This window comes from Anaerostipes caccae L1-92 (genome assembly GCF_014467075.1).
Taxonomy (GTDB): Bacteria; Bacillota; Clostridia; order Lachnospirales; family Lachnospiraceae; genus Anaerostipes; species Anaerostipes caccae.
The window spans coordinates 2,385,763-2,412,259 of the sequence record NZ_AP023027.1; the positions used below are offsets into that span (position 1 = coordinate 2,385,763).

27 protein-coding genes are annotated in these 26,497 nt (G+C 44.0%); 8 read left to right on the forward strand and 19 right to left on the reverse strand.

Translation table 11 applies throughout. The features are described 5' to 3' along the window. Positions 1 to 49 precede the first annotated feature (49 nt). The 3 genes from ANCC_RS11695 to ANCC_RS11705 are packed head-to-tail and all read right to left on the reverse strand — an operon-like array spanning position 50 to position 5,146. Entirely contained in the window at positions 50 to 973 is a 924-nt protein-coding gene (locus ANCC_RS11695) for a glycyl-radical enzyme activating protein (RefSeq protein WP_006568981.1), read from the reverse strand. After that, on the reverse strand, positions 966 to 3,242 hold the full coding sequence (locus tag ANCC_RS11700) for a pyruvate formate lyase family protein (protein ID WP_039947108.1): 2,277 nt from the start codon (positions 3,240 to 3,242) through the stop codon (positions 966 to 968). Before ANCC_RS11700 ends, ANCC_RS11695 begins: the two co-directional genes overlap by 8 nt. A 32-nt stretch (positions 3,243 to 3,274) precedes the next feature. Further along, positions 3,275 to 5,146, reverse strand: a complete 1,872-nt coding sequence (locus tag ANCC_RS11705; RefSeq protein ID WP_006568983.1) for a PTS fructose transporter subunit IIABC — start codon at positions 5,144 to 5,146, stop codon at positions 3,275 to 3,277. A gap of 472 nt (positions 5,147 to 5,618) precedes the next feature. On the opposite strand from ANCC_RS11705, the gene ANCC_RS11710 reads away from it, so the two are divergent. The 5 genes from ANCC_RS11710 (at position 5,619) to ANCC_RS11730 (ending at position 8,404) form a co-directional block, all read left to right on the forward strand. Continuing rightward, a complete protein-coding gene (locus ANCC_RS11710; RefSeq protein ID WP_006568984.1) occupies positions 5,619 to 5,984 on the forward strand; it encodes a hypothetical protein in 366 nt (121 codons plus the stop codon). 31 nt (positions 5,985 to 6,015) lie between these two features. Beyond that, positions 6,016 to 6,459 carry a GNAT family N-acetyltransferase gene (locus ANCC_RS11715; RefSeq protein WP_006568985.1) on the forward strand — a complete coding sequence of 148 codons (444 nt, stop codon included), beginning with the start codon at positions 6,016 to 6,018 and terminating at the stop codon, positions 6,457 to 6,459. Between the two features lie 865 nt (positions 6,460 to 7,324). Beyond that, positions 7,325 to 7,699, forward strand: coding sequence for a hypothetical protein (locus ANCC_RS11720; protein WP_006568986.1), 375 nt, complete (start codon positions 7,325 to 7,327; stop codon positions 7,697 to 7,699). Continuing rightward, a complete protein-coding gene (locus tag ANCC_RS11725) occupies positions 7,696 to 7,914 on the forward strand; it encodes a hypothetical protein (protein ID WP_006568987.1) in 219 nt (72 codons plus the stop codon). Before ANCC_RS11720 ends, ANCC_RS11725 begins: the two co-directional genes overlap by 4 nt. Continuing rightward, positions 7,865 to 8,404, forward strand: coding sequence for a hypothetical protein (locus tag ANCC_RS11730; protein ID WP_156340462.1), 540 nt, complete (start codon positions 7,865 to 7,867; stop codon positions 8,402 to 8,404). Before ANCC_RS11725 ends, ANCC_RS11730 begins: the two co-directional genes overlap by 50 nt. A 109-nt stretch (positions 8,405 to 8,513) precedes the next feature. Here ANCC_RS11730 and ANCC_RS11735 read toward each other — a convergent pair whose 3' ends face one another. The 10 genes from ANCC_RS11735 to ANCC_RS17830 all read right to left on the reverse strand — a co-directional run bounded on the left by ANCC_RS11735 (position 8,514) and on the right by ANCC_RS17830 (position 18,852). Next, positions 8,514 to 9,329: an SDR family oxidoreductase gene (locus ANCC_RS11735; protein ID WP_039947111.1), complete on the reverse strand. Its 816-nt coding sequence runs from the start codon at positions 9,327 to 9,329 to the stop codon at positions 8,514 to 8,516. Between the two features lie 143 nt (positions 9,330 to 9,472). Continuing rightward, complete coding sequence (locus ANCC_RS11740; RefSeq protein WP_006568990.1) at positions 9,473 to 10,321, reverse strand: MurR/RpiR family transcriptional regulator; 849 nt, start codon at positions 10,319 to 10,321, stop codon at positions 9,473 to 9,475. A gap of 13 nt (positions 10,322 to 10,334) precedes the next feature. Continuing rightward, positions 10,335 to 11,597: a zinc-binding dehydrogenase gene (locus ANCC_RS11745; protein WP_006568991.1), complete on the reverse strand. Its 1,263-nt coding sequence runs from the start codon at positions 11,595 to 11,597 to the stop codon at positions 10,335 to 10,337. A 23-nt stretch (positions 11,598 to 11,620) separates the two neighbouring features. Then, entirely contained in the window at positions 11,621 to 12,463 is an 843-nt protein-coding gene (locus ANCC_RS11750; protein ID WP_006568992.1) for a PTS system mannose/fructose/sorbose family transporter subunit IID, read from the reverse strand. Between the two features lie 20 nt (positions 12,464 to 12,483). Then, on the reverse strand, positions 12,484 to 13,314 hold the full coding sequence (locus tag ANCC_RS11755) for a PTS mannose/fructose/sorbose transporter subunit IIC (protein ID WP_006568993.1): 831 nt from the start codon (positions 13,312 to 13,314) through the stop codon (positions 12,484 to 12,486). Positions 13,315 to 13,341: 27 nt separating this feature from the next. Further along, positions 13,342 to 13,815, reverse strand: coding sequence for a mannose/fructose/sorbose PTS transporter subunit IIB (locus tag ANCC_RS11760; protein WP_006568994.1), 474 nt, complete (start codon positions 13,813 to 13,815; stop codon positions 13,342 to 13,344). Next, a complete protein-coding gene (locus ANCC_RS11765) occupies positions 13,815 to 14,237 on the reverse strand; it encodes a PTS sugar transporter subunit IIA (protein ID WP_006568995.1) in 423 nt (140 codons plus the stop codon). Before ANCC_RS11765 ends, ANCC_RS11760 begins: the two co-directional genes overlap by 1 nt. A 218-nt stretch (positions 14,238 to 14,455) precedes the next feature. Then, positions 14,456 to 15,112: a tetratricopeptide repeat protein gene (locus tag ANCC_RS11770; protein ID WP_006568996.1), complete on the reverse strand. Its 657-nt coding sequence runs from the start codon at positions 15,110 to 15,112 to the stop codon at positions 14,456 to 14,458. Positions 15,113 to 15,170: 58 nt separating this feature from the next. Further along, a complete protein-coding gene (locus tag ANCC_RS11775) occupies positions 15,171 to 16,508 on the reverse strand; it encodes an MATE family efflux transporter (protein ID WP_039947112.1) in 1,338 nt (445 codons plus the stop codon). 592 nt (positions 16,509 to 17,100) lie between these two features. Continuing rightward, positions 17,101 to 18,852: a S8 family peptidase gene (locus tag ANCC_RS17830; protein WP_006569000.1), complete on the reverse strand. Its 1,752-nt coding sequence runs from the start codon at positions 18,850 to 18,852 to the stop codon at positions 17,101 to 17,103. Positions 18,853 to 19,006: 154 nt separating this feature from the next. Here ANCC_RS17830 and modA point away from each other — a divergent pair, with 154 nt between their 5' ends. Genes modA through ANCC_RS11795 form a run of 3 tightly spaced genes read left to right on the forward strand, consistent with a single transcriptional unit; the run spans position 19,007 to position 21,530 of the window. Continuing rightward, entirely contained in the window at positions 19,007 to 19,801 is a 795-nt protein-coding gene (modA, locus tag ANCC_RS11785) for a molybdate ABC transporter substrate-binding protein (protein WP_050754311.1), read from the forward strand. Continuing rightward, entirely contained in the window at positions 19,801 to 20,484 is a 684-nt protein-coding gene (gene modB / locus ANCC_RS11790; protein WP_006569002.1) for a molybdate ABC transporter permease subunit, read from the forward strand. The genes modA and modB overlap by 1 nt, the downstream gene beginning before the upstream one ends. Further along, positions 20,481 to 21,530: a sulfate/molybdate ABC transporter ATP-binding protein gene (locus tag ANCC_RS11795; RefSeq protein WP_006569003.1), complete on the forward strand. Its 1,050-nt coding sequence runs from the start codon at positions 20,481 to 20,483 to the stop codon at positions 21,528 to 21,530. Before modB ends, ANCC_RS11795 begins: the two co-directional genes overlap by 4 nt. A gap of 48 nt (positions 21,531 to 21,578) precedes the next feature. Here the strand turns inward: ANCC_RS11795 and ANCC_RS11800 are convergent, their stop codons facing one another. The 6 genes from ANCC_RS11800 to ANCC_RS11825 all read right to left on the reverse strand — a co-directional run bounded on the left by ANCC_RS11800 (position 21,579) and on the right by ANCC_RS11825 (position 26,424). Beyond that, positions 21,579 to 22,160 (reverse strand): nucleotidyltransferase family protein, encoded by a 582-nt coding sequence (locus ANCC_RS11800; RefSeq protein WP_006569004.1) that lies wholly within the window; start codon positions 22,158 to 22,160, stop codon positions 21,579 to 21,581. 2 nt (positions 22,161 to 22,162) lie between these two features. Then, on the reverse strand, positions 22,163 to 23,149 hold the full coding sequence (locus ANCC_RS11805) for an XdhC family protein (protein WP_156340460.1): 987 nt from the start codon (positions 23,147 to 23,149) through the stop codon (positions 22,163 to 22,165). A gap of 11 nt (positions 23,150 to 23,160) precedes the next feature. Further along, positions 23,161 to 24,036: a methionyl aminopeptidase gene (locus ANCC_RS11810; protein WP_006569006.1), complete on the reverse strand. Its 876-nt coding sequence runs from the start codon at positions 24,034 to 24,036 to the stop codon at positions 23,161 to 23,163. 81 nt (positions 24,037 to 24,117) lie between these two features. Next, positions 24,118 to 24,927, reverse strand: coding sequence for an ABC transporter permease subunit (locus ANCC_RS11815; protein WP_006569007.1), 810 nt, complete (start codon positions 24,925 to 24,927; stop codon positions 24,118 to 24,120). After that, positions 24,920 to 25,810, reverse strand: coding sequence for an ABC transporter ATP-binding protein (locus tag ANCC_RS11820; RefSeq protein ID WP_006569008.1), 891 nt, complete (start codon positions 25,808 to 25,810; stop codon positions 24,920 to 24,922). Before ANCC_RS11820 ends, ANCC_RS11815 begins: the two co-directional genes overlap by 8 nt. Then, complete coding sequence (locus ANCC_RS11825; RefSeq protein WP_039947113.1) at positions 25,807 to 26,424, reverse strand: TetR/AcrR family transcriptional regulator; 618 nt, start codon at positions 26,422 to 26,424, stop codon at positions 25,807 to 25,809. Before ANCC_RS11825 ends, ANCC_RS11820 begins: the two co-directional genes overlap by 4 nt. Between the last annotated feature and the right edge of the window lie 73 nt (positions 26,425 to 26,497).

Sequence of the window (26,497 nt, forward strand, 5' to 3'; positions counted from 1 at the left end):
TACAACTACAGGGGTATGGCACAAAACGCATGTGCCACACCCCTGTTTCTTATTTTAAAACCTTATTTCCCAGAATGCCTTCAACATGATACTTCAAAAAAATATCCGTATACTTTTCCAGATCAGCCGCCTTCATATTCGGTACACTCTGATATTGATAAGGAATACCCATTTGGTCATATTTGCTTTTCCCCAGATTATGAAATGGAAGAAGTTCGACTTTTGAAATCTTGTTTTGGTGTGCAAATTCAACAATTTCTTCTATCACCTCATATTCGTCATTGAATCCGGGAATGACAGGTACGCGTATGATGATATGGTCCGGATGATACTGTGCAATCGTTTGAATATTATGTTTGATCAAATCCAGATGTCCGCCCGTCACCTGATACAATTTGTCAGCCCTGGAATGTTTCATGTCAAACAAGAACAAATCCACATTTCCCAGAACCTCTTCGAGTAACCGTGTTTCAAATTCTCCGCATGTTTCTATACAGATATGATAGTTTCTTTTTTTCAACTCCTTCAACAGGCTTTTCAAAGCAGCAAATTGTGTAAACACTTCCCCGCCGGAAAGCGTTACTCCTCCCTGACTTTCCTGATAATACGCATCATCCTTTTCTATTTCTTTCAATATTTCCTCGATAGTACATGATTTCCCAACCCAACTTAGTGCAGACTGCAGACACCCGAAAACACATTTATTACAATGAATACAACAATTCTCATGATACTTGATATGATGATCATCTGCATACAGAGCCTGTTTTGGGCAATGTTCCAGACAGTGACCACAGCCTGTACATTTGCTTTCACTGTGAAACAGATGTGTTTTTATTTGCTGTGACTCCGGATTGGCACACCACGGACAATGAAGAGGACATCCCTGAAAGAATACGACACTGCGTATTCCCGGTCCGTCGTGAATGGCGAACCGTTCAATTTCCATAATCTGAACCTTTTGATCAATCATAAAGAACCCTCGCCATAACCTCATCCTGGACATCTTTTTCCAGGTCAACAAAGACGGCTGAAAATCCACTGACTCTCACAATAAGATTGGGATACTTCTCCGGATGCTTCTGGGCATCCTCTAAAACACCTTTGTCAACCACAGTGATCATCAGATGGCATCCTCCATGTTTGAAATATGTTTTTAACAGCATGTTTGTTTTCTTCCTGTCGTTATTGAAAACGTTCGGAGTAAATTTCATGCTTTGAACACTTCCTCCATGGTACCTTGGATCAAACTTGCGCAGTGAATTCAGACAGGCCGTCGGTCCCGACTTTGCCGCTCCGCTCTGCGGATTGTTGGCCGGATTCATAAACATCCCCGACAATCTCCCATCCGGAGAAGCTGCCGTGCATCTGCCCCACTCTGTATTCACCTGATTATTGCTGATTACGATCAGAAAATACTGCAGTCCGGCATCAATCCCTCTCTGTCTAACACCTTTTGCAACATATTCGTACAAATCATTGGCAAGGTCATCCACTTCCTGCAAATCATTTCCGTATTTATCGCATTCCAGCAGATGTTTTCTCAATCTCTCATAGCCTTCAAAATTGTGCATGACAGCCTCATGAATTTCTTCCAGTGTATATGTATGATCCTCATATACCAGTTTTTTTATGGCATACAGAGAATCGGAGGTATTGATATTTCCGTATGTTTCATTGGTGCCGCCCAGATACCTTACTCCTCCGTCCAGTAACGATTTCCCTCTCTCAATACAATCATCCATCAGAATACTCGTAAACAGAAAGCTTACCTCCTGATTCATACATTCATATGAGTAACATTGACCCTTAATTGACAAATCCATATAGTAATCCAGCAGCTCTTTATAATTACTGTACAGATCATCGAAGGTTGCCATTTCTGATAAATCTTTGATCCGAACCGGTCCGGCCTTATATTTACCATCAAAAGGATCGATTCCCTTATTTAAAGTAATGGTCAAAAGTTTCAGCAGATTAAATAAAATGTTTGGTGTACCAACGCTTTGTCCCTGTATAACAAATTCTGTACATCCCAACGGAACATACTGCTCGGCAGCCTCCTTATCAATGCGCATCCCATACATAACTGCGGGAACATTCACATCGTCATTATACAAAGTAGGATATGTTGCTCCCTCACCCAGGCTGTCCATAGCCATATTCCAGATATCTTCCGGTGTCTCTTTATTAAAACGCAGAGTAAATTGCGGTTCCACATATTTGCAGTCCTTTGTAACTTTGATTGCCAGCCTGGCAAATTCATCAGCCTCTTTCGGATTCTTCCGTCCATATCCTCCAACGATAATTCTTCCATTGACGGTTGTTCTCCGGTTTTCAATCAATGTCCATAAAGATTTCAAATATGCATACGCTTCATCTTCTGTAATAAGACCTTTTCTCAGATCATTGACAAGATAAGGTCCGAGAATATCATCTAACCGCCCATAATTAATACATCCCGCCACCAGCGCATACAGCCAGATCAGCTGGATTGCCTGGTGAAATGTCTCTGGTTTTGAAGAACGGATATGCTTTAAATCTTTTAACATCAGATCCAGTTCTCTCTGTCTTGAATCTGACGCACCAGCACAGGCATCTTTTAACTTTCTCTGCTGATCATCAATTACAGTCTGGAGCAAATACATGGCGTCCAAAGAACTTTGCAGAAAATCATTTCCTGGATCTGCTTTTATTTTATCCCGAATGTGCTCTATGATCCCTCCAATACCTCTTTCACACAGCCAGTCATAATGCAGCATCATTCCGGATAACCGTGCGGTTGCCATCAGCGGATAATCACAGTCTATGAACCTTCCAATGGTTGTTTCCGTCAGAACATGCCGGCAAAAAAGTGCTTTCACATCATGATCTTCCCAGTATTCAAATAGTTTCTCCACACGGTTTTCATATTCTTTCCCAATGTTTCTTTCAAATTCCCTTAGCTTATGGAATACGCAGTAATGTCCGACTCCGCCAAGGGATGTCACACAGCCGAAACCTATGGGCAGGAAGTCCAGACGTCCAACAATCAGATCCTTTTCTTCTATTTTACGGAACATCCTGGGATACAAAACCTTCAGACATTCCACTTCCCGTTTTTCCTTACAGAGGCTGTCATATCTTCTATGTGTCTCAGTATAAAGTTCCATAATCTCCAATTGTTCAACAAAAGACTTCTCACATGGAATTTTGACACTGACTTCGGCATTCTGCTCCCCTTCAATCAGACTTTTTTTCATTTCTTTTCCCTTCACCTGTCATCTTATATCATTTATTTTTTTGTCCTGGCCGTTTTAATGGCATAATACACCAGTGCAGTTACAATAGATCCTGTCAGCATACAGATAATTGCGAGCAACGGATGATTGGTTAATCCTAAAACTACAACAATCGGTCCGCCCCAGGCAATGGCATCTGTAATCGAAAAGAGTAATCCCATAGTGGTTGCTACCGCAGAACCGATCATACTTGCCGGAATTACTGCCAGCGGATCGGCTGCCGCGAAAGGAATGGCTCCCTCTGAGACCCCACAAAATCCCATGACCAGCGCCGCTTTACCGCTTGCTTTTTCTTCATCATTAAAAAATCTGCTCCTGCGGTCCATAAAGGTTGCAATCGCCATTCCGATCGGTGCCACAGGAATTGCCATTGCTTCAGCTCCAATAAACTCAAACTGTCCCTGCGCCATCATGCCGATTGAAAACATGAAAAGTGTCTTTCCGACCGGGCCGCCGAAATCAAATCCCTGCATGAAGCCCATCACAATACCTAAAATAATAAGACTGCCGCCGTTCAGCCCGGACAACATATCAGACAGGGCTGTCATCATTGAACTGATCGGAACTCCTATGACAAATATAAATGCAAAACTTACAATCAGCGATGAAGCAATGGGAATGATGATCAGCGGAACCAAACTTTGGATCGCCTCCGGGAATTTTATCTTTTTCATTGCCTTCACCACATATCCGGCTAAAAATCCTGCAACAATGGCACCCAGAAAACCGGTTCCGGATTCTGACCCATAAAAAGAACCATTGACTGCAACCCAGCCTCCCAGTAAACCGGGTGCCAATGCGACTTTATCACCAATCGCATATGCAATATACCCTGCAAGAATCGGAGTCATCAGTGTCATCCCGGCACTGCCCAGGTCGGCTATTTTCTGCCAGAAGCTTCCATCCGGAATGACAAGACCGGTATCTGTAACCTGACCGCCGAATGCATATGCAAGAGCCGTCATGATACCTCCGACGATTACAAACGGAAGCATATAAGAAACACCATTCATCAAAGCAGTATAAATACTCCCTTCCCGTTTCTGCCCTGTCTGAGAATTGCTTCTATCACCATTATGATGGTAAATCTCTCCTTCTCCATTTAAGGCTTTCTCAATCAAATCATCTGCTTTATTAATACCGTCCTTAACTTTTGCATAGATAATTCTCTTGCCGTCAAAACGGGACATTTCCACTGCTCTGTCACTTGCTATGATAACACATTCTGCTTGCGCTATTTCCCCTGCAGTTGGGGAGTTTTCTACCCCGATCGACCCATTTGTCTCAACCTTGATCTGTACTCCGTGCTCACCCGCTGCTTTCTGCAGTGCTTTCGCTGCCAGATATGTATGTGCGACTCCTGATGTACACCCAGTTGCTCCCAACAACAGCACATCCGAATGATTGTTTATGACTTCCTTCTTTTCCTGGCAAAAAAGCTGTAAAACATCCTCTTCTGTCCTGGCATTCTTTAAAGCCGTAATATTTTCCTTCTCTAACAAGACACCTGTAACCTTGCCCAGAACTTCTATATGTTCTTTCGCCGCATTTTCAGGCATCGCCACCATAAAGAATACATAGCTCTTTTCCTTCGATTCTCCAAAAATAACTCCTTTCTGCGAAATACCAATCGCAACAGAGGGCTGACAAACAGCTTTTGATTTGGCGTGCGGCATAGCAGCTCCTATTTCCAGATCAGTTGTGATTTCTGCCTCTCTTGCGTATACATCTTTTGTAAATTGCTCCTTGTCACTGAGCCTCCCATCTTTCCACAAAACTTCAACCATTTCATTAATAATCTGATCTTTGGTTAATCCAGTCAAACTCAACTTGACCAGTTTTTCCGAAAATAATGCATGTTCCATTGTTTCCTCCTTTTTCTAGTGGTTGGTATTGTTTTTTATTCTTTTTATTATTTTATCTTCTTTTTAAGCACATGTCAATATTTATTTTATTGTTTATTATTTATATTATTGTTTTTATTGCTTTATTAAATTTTCTTTGTAGACAGATGTCTCTATTCTATCAACCAACTCGCTTTTGTTCTTATAAATCCTTTAAAGTATAAGAAAAGGGACTGCTGTCCAGCTTTTAACTGGCACTACAGCCCCACAAAAACGATATTTTCTATTTTTTTAAACCCTAGTCTTTCCAACGGCTATATTAATGGAAATCATAGGAGTTTCAGAACTGTTGCAGTATAACTTCAATATTTACAATTTATTTACATGTTCTTACATTTTCCCGTTGCTATTGTTATAGCATACCAATTCTTTTATAATGTAGACAGTATATATTTTCTGCAGTACATGCAGTATATAGGAAAGGAGCTCTCTTATGAAAAAAGTTTTGATATTTGCGGCACCTGCCGTTTCCTACCTAATGGCATACGGTATCACCGTGGCAGAAGAACAGGCGCTGTATCGTCCGGATATGACCATGCAGCCTTTTATTCTAAAATGCATATTTTTTGTACTGCTCGGAGTCCTGCTGAGCCTTTTCACCAGACATATCGCTGCTGAGACAGGAAACCGTGTCATACATATCATATGTATTGCCGGCATCATCCTTCCGGTGCTCCTTTGGCTGTATTCTATCCGACATGATCCGGCAGGAACTATGGATTATTATTTTCTTGTTTATTTTCTTTATCTCGGCGGTTACGCTGCTGCATTCCATGTTATAATCAGAAACAAACATTAAAATAAAAATCAGATATTATACGGGGGAAAACATGAGAATTACTGAAGTAAAAGAAAGAACTCCATTGCTGATAGAACAGCTGTTAAAAGTGTGGGAGAACTCTGTAAGAAAGACACATCTCTTTTTATCGGATAACGAAATATTAAATATCAAAAAATATGTCCCTGAAGCATTCATGAATATTTCTCATTTGATTATTGCAGAAGACGAAAATAACTGTCCTGTTGCATTTATGGGACTGGAAAATCAAGTACTAGAAATGCTGTTTCTTTCACCGGAAGAAAGAGGAAAAGGCTTGGGAAAGAAGTTAATTCAATATGGGATCGAAAACTATTCCATCAATGAGCTGGCTGTCAATGAACAAAATCCCCTTGCCAAGGGATTTTATGAGCACATGGGCTTTCAGGTCTACAAACGAACCGATCACGACGAACAGGGCAATCCTTACCCGCTTTTATATATGAAATTAAATTAAACTATCTTAAAGATTGTGTAGACCTCTAGACTGATGTCCGATAAGGGAGTGTAAGATTAATTCTATCCTTCAGCAACTATCACCCTATCTTATATTAGTTCTTTGAGGTGACACTCGCTTTAACAGAGGAAGATAACTTACATGACGGTGGATTTGGAAGAATGTTTTTAAATCGACCTTTTTCCCTTATGTGCTCCCTCTTATGAGATATTTTTTTACAGTCCGCCAAACGGCGGACTTTCCTATTATTTGAGAAGAAGAGATTGTCAGACAGCTTTTAACTGACAGTGCAGCCTCTACAAAAATGGTCCTTTCTATTTTTCTTAGACTCTAGCCTATCCGCTGACTACATTGATGGTCATGCCATTTCCCAATTTCCTTTATTCTTAATCTGCAGCAAGAACCACTCCTACCGTAATTTCCATCAGCATATGTTATCTCTTCTTATTTACTTCAATATTTACATCAATTAAATCTATAAAAAATACAAGCCAACAATCTCTAGCTTTTCTGGTTATTGATTAGAGACTCAAAAATAACAACATGTAAAATAATAAATCTTTTAATGTATTTTATATTTCTAAAATGGTGAATTATAATTTTACACAAATATTCAATTTTTTATTTGTAATAACATTACTAGTTTTTAAAACATATTTCTAAATTATTAAGAGAGATTTGACTATAAATCCACATAGTTGTTTGGTCAAATTTATAGTTGTTTCAATCATTACATTTCTATGAATTTTTTATATTTGTTTATACTTACAATATTTTATATTTCGATTGCTATTTTCTAATAAAATGCATATAATATAACAAAAGAAAAAACTGTATTATTAGTCTCGTTAAAGGAGGGCCCGCTATGAAAAAAATTTCTTTGTATATTACCCCAATTATTTCTTATATCCTAGCATATTTTATAACAAATCTTGAGGAACAAATTCCTCTATATTCAGGTTCTATTCTAAAGATTTATATTTTAAAATATTGTTTCTATGTTTTTCTAGGAATTTTTGTATGCTTTTTTAGCAAAAACTTAATCGTTAATTCATTGAATAAAATCACTGCTCTTTTTAGTTTAGTAGCCATCCTTATTCCCATTATTTTATGGCTGTATCTTATTAAAAATAATTATGTCGGTAATTTTGATAATTATTTTTTAGTATACTTCATTTACTTAGGAGGATACTTGCTTACCGCTATTAACTTTTTCTTAAAGAAAGGAGATACTTTATGAAAAAATTCTTTATTTATATAACTACTTTTCTTTTTGTAATTACTCAATCTTCAGTTATATATGCAGATAGTAAACCTGCAGATAATACAGAGGTTTCTAGTATTTTAGAAAAAGAAAATCTCTCTGAACAAGACAATAAGACCTTATATAAATACGGTCTTGAACATGGAACAGAAAAAAAAACAAGTTATGCAAATAGAAAATGGAAATACTAAATACTTTCTTAAAACTTATGAAATTGAGGATAAAGAGCATAACTCAAAAATACTCACAGCTTCTACCGACGATATTTCTCAATTAAGAGAGCAAGCTTCTTTACTTGATTTATTCCAAAATAATGTCTTTGCCGGTGACTACGGTGATGGAAAATGGGACAAAACCGACAGCGTTTACTTTACACTACGAATATATTTCACGACAAAAAGTACAACTGCAAGATTAGACCGAATTGTAGGAAAAGTAAAAAAACAAGTTCAACCCGGTGTAAGTGTTAAAACTAAAATTGTATTCTTCCGCACTTTGAATCCAGCAGCAGGGGTAAATCAGCAAAAAAACAAATATCCCGCTTTAGGATTTGATTATAAAACTGGTTTTAAGAAATATGCTCCTAAACATAGTTCCTCTTTTATCGGAGGGACATGGCAAACTACATTAAAACGTGGAAGTAGCTGGACATGCTCTTTCCCTCTTTATTTATATAAATAGCAATATGATCTTTAATATAATAGGGATGCTACAAATATAGTTTATATGGGGATCATAAATAAAACCGACATACTTATGATCCCCTCATTTTTATACATGAATTTTGTTCTTATCCTCTGGTCTTTCCGCCGGCTACATTGATGGTCACACCATGTACATAGGAAGATCTCTGGCTTGCCAGATATACACACATATCTGCCACTTCTGAAAGTTTTCCGGATCTTCCAAGCGGTGTTGTTGATGTCTTACTATAGCCCGCTCTTAAGTCATCCACTGTGATTCCTCTTGTATATGCCAGCGCTGATTCATACGCTAACGTTCTTAATCCTGTCGCTTCCATGATTCCAGGTGCCACGCCTACCACACGCACTCCCTGTTTTCCTAATTCTTTTGCCCAGCTTCTCGTCAAGGAGTTGACTGCGTTCTTTGTCGCTGCGTACACGCTCTGTCCCTCAGATCCTTCCAGTCCACTCTCAGAAGACATGTTGATGATGACTCCTTCTCCTTTTTCCACAAGGATTCTGCCCACTGTCTGTGCACAGAAGAACACTCCCTTTAAGTTGACGCTGCACACTTTATCCCAGACTGCTTCGTCCAGTTCGTACTGTCCTTTCGGCTCTTTCGGGTCCACCAGGAGTCTCGGGATATTGATCCCTGCGTTGTTCACCAGTACATCTACGGTTCCGAATGTGTCCACCACTTCTTTTACCATGGCATCCACATCTTCTGCACTGGTTACGTCCGTTTTCACGTAATGAAACTTACCGGCAGCAGTGTCAAACTCCGGCGCTTCCGGCGCCATGTCAGAAACAACTACATTGCACCCGACATTTAAAAATTCCTGGGCGACTGCTTTCCCGATTCCGGATGCCCCGCCGGTTACGATGACTGTCTTGCCTTCAAGGCCCAACCATGATTCGTTCATAAAAAATCCTCCAATTAAATGCTTGTTTTTCATACTACACTCTGTTTGATCTGATGCGGTAAAAATACATCTATATGAAAAAAGTTTTTTATCACCCATTGGAGGAGGGATATTAAAATGAAACGAAAACTGTGATAAAAAACTTAAATCTTATCTTCCGCCACTGACTGTTCATGTTCAGTCAAGTTTTTGAAAGAATCCCACTTTGTTGAAAACAGCAGCAGGAAAAGGCTGTCGATCACTGCCATGGCAGCCATCCTTGTAAAACTGACCTGATCGTGGAAAACCTGCTCCCTTGTTGCGGTCACCAGCGTATAGTCACTTGCCTCCGCAAGGGGTGACTTGGCCTGGTTCGTGATAGCAACTACTTTCACTCCGTTTTCCTTGGCAATGTTGGCCATATTAAGCAGATGTCTGGAAGCTCCGGAGGCGGAAACGGCGATCATGACATCACCCTTTCTCATGGTCCTCGCATAGGCTTCCTGGGTTTCCCAGATGGTAGAGCCGACTGCCGGGATTCCGAGCTGATTGAACTTATAAGATCCGTCCAGTGCGATCGGAATCGTGTTCCCCATGGCAGTAAACTCTACTACCTTGGCATTCAGGATCAGGTCTATGATCTCCCTGAGCATCTTTCCGTCGATGCTGCTCAGAGTCTCTTTCAGTTCCTCCATCTTGCTGGCCATAATATTCATCAGTGACTGTTCGATATTGTCGATACTGATCTCATTAGAAAACTCATGGTCATCCTGTTCCCGCATTTCCTTCGCCATCTTGATCTTCAGATGGTGATAGCCGTTGCACCCGATTTTCTTACAGAACCGGACGATCGTAGCCTGGCTGGCCTCACATGCCGCAGCCAGCTCAGAAACTGACATCTCGATTGCCTTTTCCTGATGATTCATCAGATAATCCGCAACCTTCTTTTCGGCATCAAACAAACTGTCATATGCAGAAAATATCTGATTCCTTACCGTTGCTTCCTTTGCCATAAAACTCTCCCTTTCAAATCTCTGGAGCGTTTTCTAAAAAGTATGCTTCTGCTTCTGCGCTCCATAAGTGACCATGTTTTTCAAGAATCGGACCGAGTCCTTCTTTTAATTTATTGTCACTTATTTCGCTGAGCTTGTCAACTTCGGTCAGCGGAAACTTCCTGTGCGTATAGACGACTTTTTTCCCTCCCCCAAGGTTCGGAAGCTGCTTCGTTGTCTCAGCCACCTGGTCGAGTCCAAGCACATGGGTTGCGATCTTTGCCACATTCACAATCTTATGTTCGATCAGCTCGATCGACTGCTTCATATCATCCGTATTCCCTCCGCTTGTACCGATGAAATGTGTGGAATTATAATGTACATTGTAAAAATTCACAGGAGCCGTAAACCCGGTGTCGGCAGGTCCTGAGAAGAAGTTCAGGCATCCGTCGAAGGCCAGAAGCTTCTCTCCCTGGGTTACCATCTGCTCATTCGGCGCAAACACAAAGACATCATCAAATCCCCGTCCGTCTTCTGTTAATTCCCGCAGAGGGCCGCTGAAGTCTTCCATCTGTCCCGTATTGACGTAGACAAGTTTGATTCCCTGTTTTTCTGCCTCTTCTTCTGTATACAGCTTCCTCGCAAGATCCAGTTTAGATTCTGTTCTGCCGGTAACCGCCAGCAGTTTTGGTCTCTTCGGGCCGTGCAGCGCAAAGTCAATAGCCAGGAATCCCATGGGACCGGTAGCCCCTAAGATCGCCATATTTCCATTTTCTTTGACTCCCATGACATGTTCATAGCTGTACATCTTCTTGTGATGGTACTGTGCGTTAAATGCTCCGACCACACAGGACAGCGGTTCCACCAGGGAGCCTTCAAAGAAGGACTCCCCGTTGTATTTCAAAAGAGAACCGTTTTCCATGATCTGATTCATCAGCACGATCTTTGTGGCGTCTCCCCCTGCATAAGGATAGGAATACCCCGGAGCAAAACCATTTTTCGTCCCGATGTTCGGCTGGATGACAAACTTGTCACCCGCCTGAAACTGACCTTTCCATTTTTCACCTACCGAAAGGATCACTCCGCAGAATTCATGCCCCAGGATGATCGGATTTTCATTGATGTCTTCCGGCACCTTTTTATGTTTTTCACCCTGTATCGCCGCCTTATAGCTGGACATGCAAAGGCTGTCTGTCACGACCTCAGCAAGAATCTCATCCTCTTTGATCGGAGGAAGTTCAAATTCTTCCAGTCTTATATCTTCCTGTCCGTACAGTCTTACTGCTTTTGTCTTCATTCTTCACTCCTCCCAGAGAATCTCTATGCTCCTAAAATTCCTAATCCGTAACCGATGATGCCGACTGCAAATAAGATAAAGATGATCAGGATCGGACTGATATTCTTCTTTAACAGGCGGCAGACAACTAAGGTCAAAACAAGTCCCAGCAGCCCCGGCATAAGCTGGTCTAAAATGTTCTGCACGGTTGTGACTGTTGTCTTTCCGTTTGCGGTAACCTTAGATACAACAAGCGGAACGTTGATGGTCGTCCACTTTGAAACCAAAGCGCCCATGACGAACAGTCCTAAGATAGAAGCACACTCTGTAACTTTCTGAAGCATGTTTCCTGCCAGATTCTTTACAAGATCCAGTCCCTTTTTGTAACCAAACTCCAAGCCAAAGTATAATGCGGCCAGACGGACTGCGTTAAAAAGTACAAAGAATAATAACGGTCCTAAAATGTTTCCTGTCAATGCCATGGATGCACCGATTGCTGCCGTGATCGGACGAAGGGTTCCCCAGAAGATCGGATCACCGACTCCGCACAGAGGTCCCATCAGACCGATTTTGATGCTTCCAATAGTTCCCTCATCGATGTCCGCACCGTTTGCCTTTGTTTCCTCCAACGCTGCTGTCACACCAAGTACCGGTCCGACACAGGCCGGAGTTACATTAAAGAAGGTCATATGGCGCTTTAACGCTTCTGACTGTTCCTTTTTTGTGTGATAAAGTCTCTTGATGGCCGGCACCATGTCGAATGCAAATCCGAGAGCATGAATACGCTCAAAGTTAAAAGATGCCTGCTGGAAGTTGCTCCTTAAAAACATACTGACACGGTCTTTTTTTGTTAAAGTATTTTCTGTGTTTTTGATTTCTTCACTCATATCTTGTTTCCTCCCTTTTCCTAATCTAATTCATCGTCTAAGTCGTCATCTAAATCCGCATCCATGGATGCCCCTCCTGCCGGAGCAGCCGCTGCCGGAACAGCTTTCGGCATATTAAATTTTGGATTTAACTGTATGTAAATAAGTCCGAATACGATACCCATGATACCAAACGCAACTAAGTTGAAGTCTGTGAATGCGGCAATGACGAATCCGAGGAAGAAAAATGGCATAAGATATTTTGCTCCCATCATGTTCAGCACCATTGCATAACCAACAACTACGATAAATCCTCCGGCTACGGAAAGCCCTGTTGTAATCACGTCAGGGATCATGTTCAGCATACTCTGAACCCCTGTCGGACTGACAACCATAGACACTAAAAGACATGGAATAGCAACACGAAGTGCCTGAACTGCCAGAGCGGTGATATGGCAGATGTCAATCATCTTAAAGTTTGCATCCTCCGCATATTTATCTGCCGCATGCTGGAAAAAGATTGTGACAGTTCTTGCCAGCACGGTCAGCACCTGTCCTGCAACTGCAACCGGAAGTGCGATGGCGATTCCTGCGGATACAGACTGATTTCCTACGATAACGAGAATGGTAGAAATAACACTGGCAAGTGCGGAGTCCGGAGACTGTGCCGCTCCGATGTTCATCCATCCGAGGGCGATCATCTCAAGAGTACCCCCAAGCATAACTCCGGTCTTTACATCACCGAGAATGATTCCCACCAGTGTACATGCGATCAGCGGTCTGTGTGTCTGAAAAGAATCCAGCACACTTCCCATTCCTACGATACAAGATACGATAAACAGCAATACAATTTGAATTCCTGATAATCCCATAATAGTTCCTCCCTTTTCTTTCCTCTATCAGATTTTTGTCATTAAGTCGATTTTATTGTCTGTGGCTACCGGACGGATTTCCAGCTCTACGCCTCTCTCATGCATTTTGCGGAAAGCATCCTTATCGCTTTCATCCACAGACACAGCTTTTGTAATTTGTTCTTTTCCTGTTTTGAAAGCCATTCCTCCGATGTTGACACTTGTGATCGGCACACCGCCTTCGATCATTCTTAATACATCCTGCGGACATGTAAATAATAAAAACACAGTATCATTTTCATATTTAGGATTGTTGTAAACACGAATTGCTTTGGCGATATCGACAACGCTGACTTTGATTCCCGGAGGCCCCACCTGTAAAAGCAGTGTCTTTCTGATATCGTCCTTTGCCACCTCGTCACTGCACACGATGATTCTTTCCGCATTCGCCTCTTTTGCCCAGACAGTTGCTACCTGTCCGTGAATCAGTCTGTCATCGATCCTGCATAAATTGATTTTCATTATAATTCATCCTCCTCTTCTTTTTCGTTCTGCCGGTTTAATAAGTTTCTGCATGATTTTATGTAGGTGTCTTTTCCAAGCTTGTCATACACTTCCCATGGACGAATCTCTTCATATGTCTCTCTGATGCCAACCACATCAAGGAGCATCGGAAGGCTCAGTCCGGAAATCACATCTGTGTTTTCAGTCTGTGCTGCGATCTGAAATGCCGCATTATAGGGGCTTCCTCCGAACAAATCCACCAAAAACAGTACATCTTCTCCCTCTGTCATACAGTTCTGGTACTTTTGTTTCAGATCGTCGGCATTTTCGCCAGGAACAAAAGTAACGGCCTCCGCATTTTCAATTCCGCCGAAAACCATATTGGCTGAATTGACCACTTCCTGTGCCATCTGCCCGTGGGCAGCGATGATCAGTTTCATACATATCCTCCTTTAGAGTAACTTAGTTTTGCTTCATCACTTTTTGTGAAACTTTATTTTATGTTTATATTTTAACGATAAAATTTTATTTTGTCAATACTTTTATTTAAGAAACAAAACTTTATTTCACACAAACTTTATCCATGGAATTTGTCGTTTTTGCACAAAAAAAGAGCTCCGTTTACGGAACTCCATTTTTACACTGCTTTGAAGATCATCTATCTGGTCTCCAGAAATGTAGCCTCTTTTTTCCCTTTTTCATCGTCCGGATAGGCTTTTACATATTCTTTTGCATAACGGTATGCTGTTTTAAAGTCAAACTTTGCTTCATAAAGACTGATCCTTGCAAACATCAGATCTTTTTTCTTTGTGGTAAGATTCTGCTTCAGCGCTTCACCGACAACAGAAAGCCCTTCATCGTACTTCTCCTGCTTTGCCAGAATACTATACTTGGCATAATAACTCTCTCCTTCTGATGGCAGAGAACGAATCCCTTCACTGCAGACCTCCAGTGCCTGTTCTTCCTGCCCCAATCCCATGTAACAAAGTGCTTTCCATTCATAAGCCCTGCCCTGCGGCTTTTTCTCTATGATCCGGTCATAGATACGGATGGCATCTTTATAACGCTTCAGCCGATAGAGCGATTCCGCCTGGTAAAACATCACATCATTTTTCTGGTTTGTCCACAGGATGGTCTTTTTACCTCCTGCTTTTTCAAATGCCTCATACGCTTTCTGGTATTCCCCTTTGGAGAGCATCTCGATTCCGTCATTCGCCGTAAGCTTCTGAGTCACATACTCATATCCGAGAAATCCCGCACCGCCGAGAACAATAACCAGGACCGCGATCAGGACTGCTTTTAATTTCTTATCCATGTCATATTCTCCTTTTCACTTCAAGTCATTTAGATTTTAACACAACACGTCCGAAAATTCACCTTTTATTACTGTATTTCCGGTATAAAAGGACTGCTGCCAGAGCCGCTGCCGCCTCTGCTGCCGGAAAAGAAACCCAAATTCCATTGACTCCCATCCGTGAAACCAGGAATAAAGAAAGAACCGGAATGATAAAAAACTGTCTCAGTGTAGACACGGCAAGAGACGCGCTCCCTTTTCCCAGCGCCTCAAAGACACCGGAAAATACGACTCCCACAGCAGAGAACAGGAAGCCAATACTGATGATCCTAAATGCCATGATTCCCATTTTAAGAAGCGTTCCTCCAGCGTGGAACAATCCCATGATCTGCACAGGAAAAACAACAAATAATATGGTTCCTGCGGCCATAATCCCACCGGTGACAAGAAGGCTGTCCCGAATCGTCTCTTTCACTCTGTCGTCTCTTCCTGCCCCGTAGTTAAAACTGATGATAGGCCTCATTCCCTGGATCAGACCGTTGGACGGCATATAGATAAATGTCTGTACTTTAAAATAAATGCCGAGTACTGCAATCCCCACTTCTGAAATTCCGGCCAGTATCCCATTCAGGATCGAGATCAATATAGACGGCAGAGACATGGTGATGGCGGACGGAACTGCTACCATATAAATCTTTTTGAGCAGTTCCCGGTCAAATGCAAAGCCGCGAAACCGGATGTGGACGGTATGTTTCTTCCGAAACAGGAGGAAAACAGCGAGGAGGCAGGCGCTCCACTGTCCGATCACTGTGGCGATTGCTGCTCCTGCTACTCCCATTTTAGGAAAGATACCAACCCCAAAAATAAAAAGAGGATCTAATATAATATTGATCAGGGCGCCCATCCCTTGCAGGATCATCGGCACTTTCATATTACCCATCGCCTGAAAAATCTTTTCTATTGCTACATGAACAAGTGAACCGGCAGACAACAGCACGACAATATATGTATACTGGCTGCTCAGGGAAAGGACTTCCGGGTCCTTTGTAAACATTCCAAGATACGCACGGATTCCCAGGAGGCCGGCAGCGATAAAAACCAGTGCATGAAGACCGGCCAGCACCAGTCCGTGGGCAGCTGCCTGATCTGCTTTTTTGGTATCCCCTGTTCCGTGGCTCATGGCAATACAGGCATTTATGCCCACTCCCAGTCCTACACCGACGGATAAGATGAGGTTTTGCAGAGGATAAGCCAGTGAAATTGCAGTGATAGCGTTCACACCAAGTCTGGCTGCAAACATACTGTCTACGATATTGTAAAGCGACTGGATCATCATTGAGATCATAGGAGGCACGGCCATAGAAATCAGCAGAGGAAATACCTTTTTCGTACCCATTGGGTTTGCAATAGTATCCATAATTTCTCCTTTCCATGGAACAAAGTGGGCAAGTCCACTTTCAGCTCCCCAACCCCTCACTCTTTGAGGGCTTGACAACTTTGCGTACCAGATGCGATTTGACGTAGTCAAATGATTTCCTTACGCATCTGTGTACAACCCGCGGAGCGTTTTTTATTACTTAGGAAAGACTTTCACGCACTGGCGTGACAAGGTCTTTCCTAAGTAATGAAAAAGCTATATATTTTTCTGTTTGTGATCAGAAACAGAAAAATATATAGCTTTTTTACAGCAGGGACAGAATAGCATATAGTAAAAGAAGCTGTCAAGCATGAAGCAACAAAACAGCTGAAAATTTTTCTCCGACTTTTTATCTGTGCCTGTGCATTCATGGGAAATTATACCCGGAACAGCTTTATCTTTTGTATGTGCTGCTATTTTAATTTTACTGCTCCGGGTATAATGCTCCACTTAGGAAGTATATTACATTTGGACAGATTTAACAAGAATCCGGCGAAATAAATTTTATGTTTGGTTTAGACCCCCTGCTTATATAAATTCCTTTTGTTTTCTTTTTTTAAGGTATCCTTCATTTTTTTAAAATAAAAGCATTTTATAACGGCAGACTCTCCCTCACACACAGCTTCCCATACCCCACCTGCGAATTCGGATACTCACTAAATCCCGGAAGTTCCCTCGCTCCCTTCTGCAGATATGCCTTAATCTTCTCTCCGTATAAAAATGGATCATTCCCTCTCACAATCCCCCACTCCATTAAAAGTGCCGCGCTGCCCGTCACAAACGGCGTTGCCATGGAAGTTCCGCTCATTCTTGTATTTCCCCCGCCAGGACTTGCCCCCAGAATTCCCACGCCAGGAGCCACAATATCCGGTTTTTCCATACAGATATTCAAGTCTCCCCTTCCGGAAAAAGATGCATAAGAATTATAAAATACATCGTAGGCTCCCACCGATATCACACTTCTTGCCGTAGAAGGAATCGTCAGTGTCAGATCCAGGCTGGGTTCTAAAAATCTGGTTCCCTCATTGGTCCCGGCGGATACAGGCAGCCACATGTAATAGTCCCCTCTGACAATCCTTCCGGGTTCCATCACAATGGTCCACTGACCGCTTTCGATCTCACTGCCCTGCGGCACAAAGGCAAAATAGATTTCCTGAAGCCTGTTATAAGGAGTCGGAGAACCATAATAGACATAAACCGTTGTCGTCCCAAACCGGTAGTCAGTCCTGCCCTCCTGGTCCTGGATCTCCCTGCGCTCTCCGGAGGGACTTTGAAGCCACAGTCTGAATTCATCCACATAATTTTTCCACAGCTGCAAATTCAGGCTCTGTTCATACGGCGCCACTGCAAAGATCACATCTTCCGGCTGCCTTAAACATCCCTGCCTGTGCCTGCCTGATGCTCCCTCGTTTCCTGTTCCAATGCAGACAGCGGTCTGCCACTGACCTGCCATCTGGCTGATATATGTTTCAAGCAGGGAATTTCCTCTGTGGTCTCCATAATTATTCCCATAACTTAAATTTACGCTGACCGGCTTTCCCTTTGCCTCAGCGTAACGGATCACGTACTCCAGAGCCGTCATCAGCTGTGTCGTTCTGGGAAACCCCTGTTCCGTCGCATTTCCAAGCTTCACCACAATCAGAGAGGATTTGTCTGCAACTCCCTGCCTTCCCGCACAGATGGAAGCCACATGGGTCCCGTGCCCGTTCGTATCTCTGCTTGGCACAATCTCCCTGCCCTCTGCCGCCGGTGCCTTCAGCGCACGGTTTATCTCTTCCTTTGTATATACACTCCCCTCATAAAAACCTTCCGGCGGATGCCCCGGAATCGTCTGATCCCATAAAGTTTCAATCACCGTATTCCCCTGGTCGTCAATGAAATCCGGATGAAAAATATCGATGCCCGTATCGATCACAGCCACATAGGTTCCATCGCCGTGGAGCCCCTTTTGTCCATCCCTTACCGACAGAATACAGGAGGCGGCAATCCCCGCCTGATCACTCAGCAGAAGATTTTTAGGCTTTTCCATATAAATAACCTGAGGAAGGTTTGAAAAAGCATCGATGGATTCCTCGGGCAGATAAGCTATGGCATATTCATTGCTCAAGGCTTCCAGCCTTCCCCCTTCCGGAACCGGAATCTGACTGATCTCACCGATATACCTGATAATCAATTCCCACAGATTCTGCTGCCTGTCATACCCCACATCCAAGTCTCTGCTCTTCTCCCGTTCTTCAGGAGTCAGACTCAGAGAAAGGTTCAGCTGATTTTCTATTTTTTCGTCCATATCAATCCCCGCAATTTCCCTGTTATTTGAATCTATGAACCCGGTCTCCTCACTCATTTATAGTTTTTACCTATGAATAGCCGAAAATTCACCGCAGCCTCTTCTTCCCAAAAGAAGTTTCAGTCTTTTATTTGCTTTTCAAATAAAACGGTTTTCCTTTTTCAGGTAAAGTAGAAATATAAGAATGAAATACAGGAGGATACACGATAAAATGAAAAAACAAATATTTGTCATGCTTACTGCCGCAGTACTGGGCGCTGCTGTTCTGTCCGGATGCAGTTCCAAAGGCAAAAATGCAGCCGAAAAAAAAACTGTCACACTGACCATTTCCGCGGCCGCCAGTCTTACGGATGTGACAAAGGACATCGCCGAGAAATATAAAGAAAAGGAACCCAATGTAGAACTCCGCTTTTCCTACGGAAGTTCCGGGGCACTTCAGACACAGATTGAAGAGGGGGCGGACGCAGACGTTTTCATGTCGGCTGCCCAAAAACAGATGGATGCTCTTTCAAAAAAGAATCTGATCAGTAAAAAATCCCGGACGGATCTGCTGGAAAACAAGCTTGTACTGATCGTACCAAAAGGCAGCCAGACATCTATTAAAACTTTTGAAGATCTGGCAGATTCAAGCGTAAAAAAAGTGGCGCTGGGTGAGCCAAAAGCAGTCCCTGTCGGACAATATTCAGAAGGAGTCTTTCAAAAACTCGGAATTTTGGATAAAATAAAGAAGAAAGCAAACTACGGAAGCGATGTCCGCCAGGTCCTCACCTGGGTAGAAAGCGGCGAAGTGGACTGCGGAGTCGTCTATATGACAGATGCGAAAATATCGAAAAAGGTCAAAGTAGTCTGTGAGGCTCCAAAGAAAGCCGCCGATCCTGTGATCTATCCGGTGGCCGTGTTAGAAGACAGCAGGCATCAGAAAGAAGCCCAGAAGTTTGCAGATTACTTAAAAACCGATGAAATACTGAAGCTGTTTGAGTCTTACGGCTTCCAAAGGATAAAATAATGCTGGATCTCTCCCCACTGTGGATTTCTTTAAAAGTAGCCTTGCCGGCTACCATCTTTACCTTCGTACTGGGCATCTGTGCTGCCCGGACTGTTGTAAAACTGAAGCACGGACAGGCTGTCATCGACGGCCTGTTCACTCTGCCTTTAGTTCTGCCCCCAACCGTCGTAGGTTTTTTCCTGCTGCTGGCTTTCGGGAAAAACAGCCTGGTGGGACAGTTCTTTTCCCAGTTTGGGTTTTCCTTTATATTTTCCTGGCAGGGGGCGGTCATCGCCTCCACTGTCGTCTCATTTCCGCTGATGTACCGCACGGTCCGCGGCGCCTTTGAACAGATCAATCCGGAATATCTGTATGCCGCCAGGACTCTTGGAATGACAGAGAGAAAAATATTCCGAAAGATCATGCTTCCCCTGGCATGGCCGGGCATCCTTGCAGGGACAATTCTTTCCTTTGCGCGGGCTCTCGGCGAATTCGGGGCCACCATCATGATCGCAGGCAATATCCCCGGAAAAACCCAGACCATGTCCGTGGCTGTTTACACGGCTGTGCAGGCAGGCGACCGTGAGAGTGCCTTTCTATGGGTCATGATCATCGTCTGTTTCTCCTTTGTGATGATGCTCGCCATGAATTTCTGGACATCTTTTCAAGTGCGCCTTATACGGCAGAAAGGAGCGGCAAAATGAGTCTTTATGTAGACATTGAAAAACATCTGCCTGAGTTTCATCTTAAGACTTCTTTTGAGGCAGGCAATGAAATACTTTCCATCCTGGGAGCTTCGGGCTGCGGAAAAAGCCTGACCCTGAAATGCATTGCCGGAATCGAGACACCGGACCGGGGACGGATTGTTCTTAACGGCAGAGTTTTATTTGACTCCCAAAAACGGATCAATCTGCCCGCAAGGGACCGGAAGGTAGGATATCTGTTTCAAAATTATGCCTTATTCCCTCACATGACGGTGCGTGAAAATATAGCCTGCGGGCTTCCTTCCAGGGACAGGTCTCTTACGGACTCATGGATCGAAAAATTTTATTTGTCCGGCCTCGGAGACCATTATCCCTCCCAGCTTTCCGGCGGCCAGCAGCAGCGCACGGCCCTTGCAAGGATGCTGGCATCCGCTCCTTCCCTGATCATGCTGGATGAACCTTTTTCGGCTTTGGATGATTATCTGAAATGGCAGATGGAACAGGAACTGATGCACATCATACGGGACTTTCCCGGAACCGCCCTGTTCGTCTCCCACAACAGAGATGAAGTGTACCGGATGTCCGACCGGATCGCCGTCATGGGAAACGGACGGCTTAAGACCATACAGCGCAAAAAGGAATTGTTTCAAAATCCGGAATCTCTGGAAGCTGCACTTCTTACCGGATGCAAAAACATTTCACATGCAGAGTATATTGATGACCACACATTTTTTGCGTCCGACTGGAACATTGTCCTGACATCTTCCGTCCCTGTGCCAAAAGATATAAAATACGCCGGTTTCCGGGCCCATTACTTTTCCATCGAACCGGATGCAACTCTGCCCAACACGATGGAATGTACGGTCACGAATATCATTGAAGATACCTTCTCCATGATCCTTCTCTTTCGGGAAAAGCAGAATAAAAAGTCCGGAGACTGGACAGGACTGCGTTTTGAGCTTCCGAAAACGCTCTGGGACGGCCAGATAAAAAAAGATACAGTCTTTCTCAGGTTTCCGAAAGACAAGTTTCTTTTTATGAAATAAACAAAAGTGGATTTTACACGGCTTTCCATCCTGTATAAAATCCACTTTTTAATTCTTCAGCTGATCCAATGTATCAATATCCCTCAGTTCCTGCCACCCGGCCTCAAATAAAAACACATCTTCCGGATGGCTCTTAACGACCTGCTTGCCTCCCCGGTCTCCCTGTATGGAGAGAAGTTCCTTCGTGTAACAGCTGTGAAACACACACGGGTTTTTCGGAACTCCATTTTCCGAAAGACAGCCGATTCCTTTTCCCGTCCGCAAAAAAGCAGACAAAAATCTCCTGACCGTCTCCTTCTTCAATTCCGGCTGATCGGCCGTAAAGAAAAGATAGTATGCATCCTTTCCGGGGTGAAGATTAGCTTCCAGCCCGATCTGAACCGAGGATGATATCCCCTGTTCGCTGTGCCGGTTCATCAGGCAGAGCGCACCGGTTTCTTTTGCATCCCGGTAAATTTCTTCATAGCGGGTCACCACTGTCACGTCCGCATCTTTCAATTCCCGGGCCAGCGAAAGCATCACATCCAGTGTGTGCCTGTACATAGGTTTACCGCCCATCTCATATAAAAGCTTGTTGGACCCAAAACGGCTGCCGAACCCCGCAGCCAGCAGGATCATGTGAATCTTCATCTCTATATCCTTTCAAACAGGATCCGGACATGCCCGCCGCAGATCATTCCAAGGTCAGAGGCATCTTTTGCTGAGAGGTCGTATTCCTTTACCTGCACGCCAGATACGTGTCCGGCCTCCCTGCATGCGGTAAACTCTATACTGCCTCCCCCGATGCTTCCATAAGATGTCCCTCCTTCTCCAAGGAACATCTTGCTGCCTGTTCCTCTCGGGGAAGATCCGCTCTTTGAAAGTATCGTCAGCATGACTCCATGTTCTCCCCCAAGGACCGCATTTGCCACATCCATATCCGCAAAGCCGGTATAGCGGCGGTTCTTTTCTTTCACGATCTCTGCCATGATGCTCACGGCGATCTCCTCCGGAAGCTGTCCTCCAAGGGGCAGACCGATCGGCGAGTGCATAGACTCTACCTTCTCGGCAGAAAACCCTTCTTCCAGCAGGGCATCTTTTGTAATCTTTACTTTCGTGCGGCTGCCGATCATGCCGAAATACGCATGGGGATGGGATAAGACTCTTCTCGCACAGGCCCGGTCTCCCTGGTGTCCCCTGGTTACCGCCACATAAAATGTATTTTCATATCCGAACATTTCCTCCGGCAGGCAGTCAAAATCACAGCAGAGCAGACGGTCCGCCCACGGAAACCGGTCTCTCGTAACAAACTCTTCTCTGTCATCCACTACCGTTATGTCGAATCCAAGGATCTTTCCGATCTGGCAGACCGGCTGTGACACATGCCCTGCTCCTAAAATAACGAGCCTGGGGGCTTCCTGAAAGAGCTCTACAAAAATCTCACGTTTCCCGATCGAAACAACCTCTGTCTGCTCCACCCTCCTGAGTTCAGGAAGAATTTCCTTCCACAAAGGCTTTCCATGCATTTCATCCTGAGTGTAAATGCATTTCTCTCCTGCCGCAGACCCGGAGAGGATCGTAGCACAAAACACCTTCCCCCGTTCCTTCAGCATCTTAAACAACCATTCATATGCAGACAAACAGACACCTCCTAATAAGCCAGCACTTCATATCCCGTTTCTGTCACGAGTACCTGAATCTCCCACTGGGCGGACGGAAGGCCGTCTGCCGTGTAGACGCTCCAGTTATCTCCTCCGTCAGTGTAGACTTCATCGGTTCCCATATTAACCATAGGCTCAATGGTAAATACCATGCCCGGGACCAAAAGCATCTCCGTGCCCTTTTTCGTGACGTAGCTGACAAACGGCTCCTCGTGAAACTCCAGCCCGACACCGTGTCCTCCGATTTCCCGCACGACCGAATATCCATTCTTTACTGCGTGATCGTGGACCGCCTGGCCCATATCTCCCATGAAGCCCCACGGCTTCACCTGCGCAAGTCCTAGTTCCACACACTCCTTCGTCACATCCACAAGCTTCTTCTTTTCAGCGCTTACATTTCCTATACAGAACATCCGTGATGAATCCGAAAAATACCCGTGATAGATCGTTGAAACATCCACATTGATAATATCTCCGTCTTTCAGCACAATATCCTCAGAGGGGATGCCATGGCAAACCTGCTCATTGATGGACGTACATACGCTTTTCGGAAAGCCTTCATATCCCAAAGGAGCAGGGATGCCTCCAAGTTCCTCCGTCTTTTCATGGACCAGACGGTCAATCTCCTCCGTGGTCATCCCTTCCCTGATATGTTCTGCCACATAGTCGAGGACTGCGGTATTGATCTTTCCGCTCTCCCGGATTCCTTCGATCTGTTCCCCGTTTTTGAGAATAAATCTCGGCGGCACAATATGTCCCTGCCGCGCGAATGTCTCTATTTTTTCGTCCGAAGCCATGTGGCAGGCTTTATATTTCTTATTGCTTCCGCACCAGCAGGCATCGTTTCTTCCCAGTTTTCCTAACATGTCAGTTCCTCTTTTCTAAAATTTGTTTTCTGTCCCCTATTATATCACTGGAATCCTTAAGTGTTAAGGAAATCTCTTTTATCAAAGGGGAAGATCTCTTTTTTGAAACCGGTATTTCCCCAGTTCAAAGAGCAGAATTCCGATCAAAAGCAGAATCCCCGACATGGCAACTGCCCTGCTCTCTCCCTTTAGAAGGGCATCCCCGTCAAATAAAGTAAAGACCGTGGCATATTTCAGATTTTCCAGCTTATCCCCCATATTTGAAAGCATCTGTATCAGATAAAAACCAAGAAAGACACCGACCCCGATGCCTGTGGACCTGCGGGTGTCATTACAGATACAGGACATAAAGAAGAAAAATCCGCTGATACATAAATGAAGACAGAGCAGGCCCGCATTTAATCTGAGAAATTCTGCAATTCCCAGGTCCCCCGGAAACATGACCTCAGAGCAGATAATTCCCAGCGCCGTAATGTATAAGATCATCAGACACACGCTGGCTGCCAGGAAAAACCCCTGTGTGCGGACGACTTTTCTCCTGGAATGAGGTGCGGAGAGGATGGACGCCATAGAGCCTCTGTCCACATATCCGGCCACCAGCTTATTGGCCGTAAACAGTTCATATATCATAGGCAGCACGAACATAAAAAAACCATATAAATAGGTTTTCAAAAAGCTCTGAAGAGTCGTACCGGGATTTGTCATGCCTGCGGCTGACATGAGACCCGGCATGGCCTTTTCAAACTCTGCCAGCATCTCCCCCAGACCGGGTTCAAACATGGAAACCATGACGCTGATATACATGGAGGCCACGGCTGCGATAATCAGGAACACTTTGCAGTTGGATTTTATTTCCCGTTTCAGGAGCGGCATGACAAATATATTATTCATGAGAATCACCTCCGTAAAAATGCAGGAACAAGTCTTCCAGGCTCTGCTTCTGTTCCGTCAGGTTTAAGACCCGGTATTTCCCTAAACATCGGATAAACTCTGAGAGTTCTCCCCTGATGCCGACCGTGACCCGGTTTCCCTTTATCTGCCTTACCCCGTCTGTCTCCCTGGAAAATGCCTCTGCTTCCGCCTTTGAACCCAAAGTGACCGTAAAGATTTTCTGCTTGCTCTTTCCGAGTGTCCCCATGTCTTCCACAGCGACAATCTTTCCTTCTCTGATGATCGCCGTACGGTCACAGGTCCTCTCCACTTCCTCAAACATATGGGAGGACATAAGGATCGTCGCTCCCCTCTTTTTTTCCTCCAGAATCAGTTCCACAAACTGGTTCTGCATCAGAGGGTCCAGCCCGCTCGTTGGTTCATCCAATATGTAGAGATCCGGAGAATCCATGAATGCACATACGATGCCGATCTTTTGTTTCATTCCCTTGGACATTTTTTTGATCCGGCCTCGCGGGTCCAGAGAAAACATATCCATGAGTTCCTGCATCCTGCCCTGATTCTTCATGCCTTTCAGGTCTGCGGCGAATTTAAGAAACTGCTTTCCCGTCATATCATCCATAAATGCGATCTCTCCCGGCAGATAGCCAAGAGATCTGTGAATATCCTTTGCTTTATGAAAACAGTCCATTCCATTGATCCTACAGGTTCCGTGATCCGGAGTGGAAAATCCAAGAAGGTGACGGATCGCCGTAGTCTTTCCCGCCCCGTTGGGGCCGAGGAATCCCATCACTTCTCCCTTTTTTACAGAAAATGAGACGTCAAAAATCCCCCTCTGGTTTCCATAATCCTTTGTCAGGTGTTTCATTTCAATCGTATTCATAGATACTCCTTTCGGTAGACGCTTCCCTTTATCCAGTCCATCCAGCGCTCATAATCTTCACAGATCCGCTCCAGTTCAAAATCATTTCTGCCCACCGCCTCCCTTAAATATCCGTCTCCCAGATAGTAAAGCAGCATAAATACGTCCTGCGGATCCACATTTTCTTTAAATTTTGAAAAGTCCACCTCTGGAAACCACCGCGGGAACATCTCCTCTAAAAAGGTCTTGTTTCTCTCTGAAAGCTCCTGCTTCACCGCCTCATTTTCTTCATATCTGGCCTTCAGAAGGAATCCGTGGATATACGGGTTATCCTTCATCAGGGCGGATTTTACACGTATTGACAGTTCAAACAGTTTAAAAAAGTCATGTTCTTCTTTAAAATTCATCTCCTCCATCTGCCGCACGATCAGACCGATCAGGTGATCATACACATAAAGGTATAACGATTTTTTATTCTTGAAATAGAAAAACAGCAGTCCTTTTGATATTCCGGCCAGTTCTGCCATCCTGTCCGTGGAGGCATACCTATATTCCTTCTCCGCAAATACCCGGACCGCCGAATAAATGATCTTTCTTTGTTTTTCTTCGGGCAGTTTCAAAAACTTTTCGTTCAAAACAGCCTCCTTCCATTGACTGTTCCGGTTCATGAGTTAGTTTGATTATATGACATTGACTCAAAAAAACAAC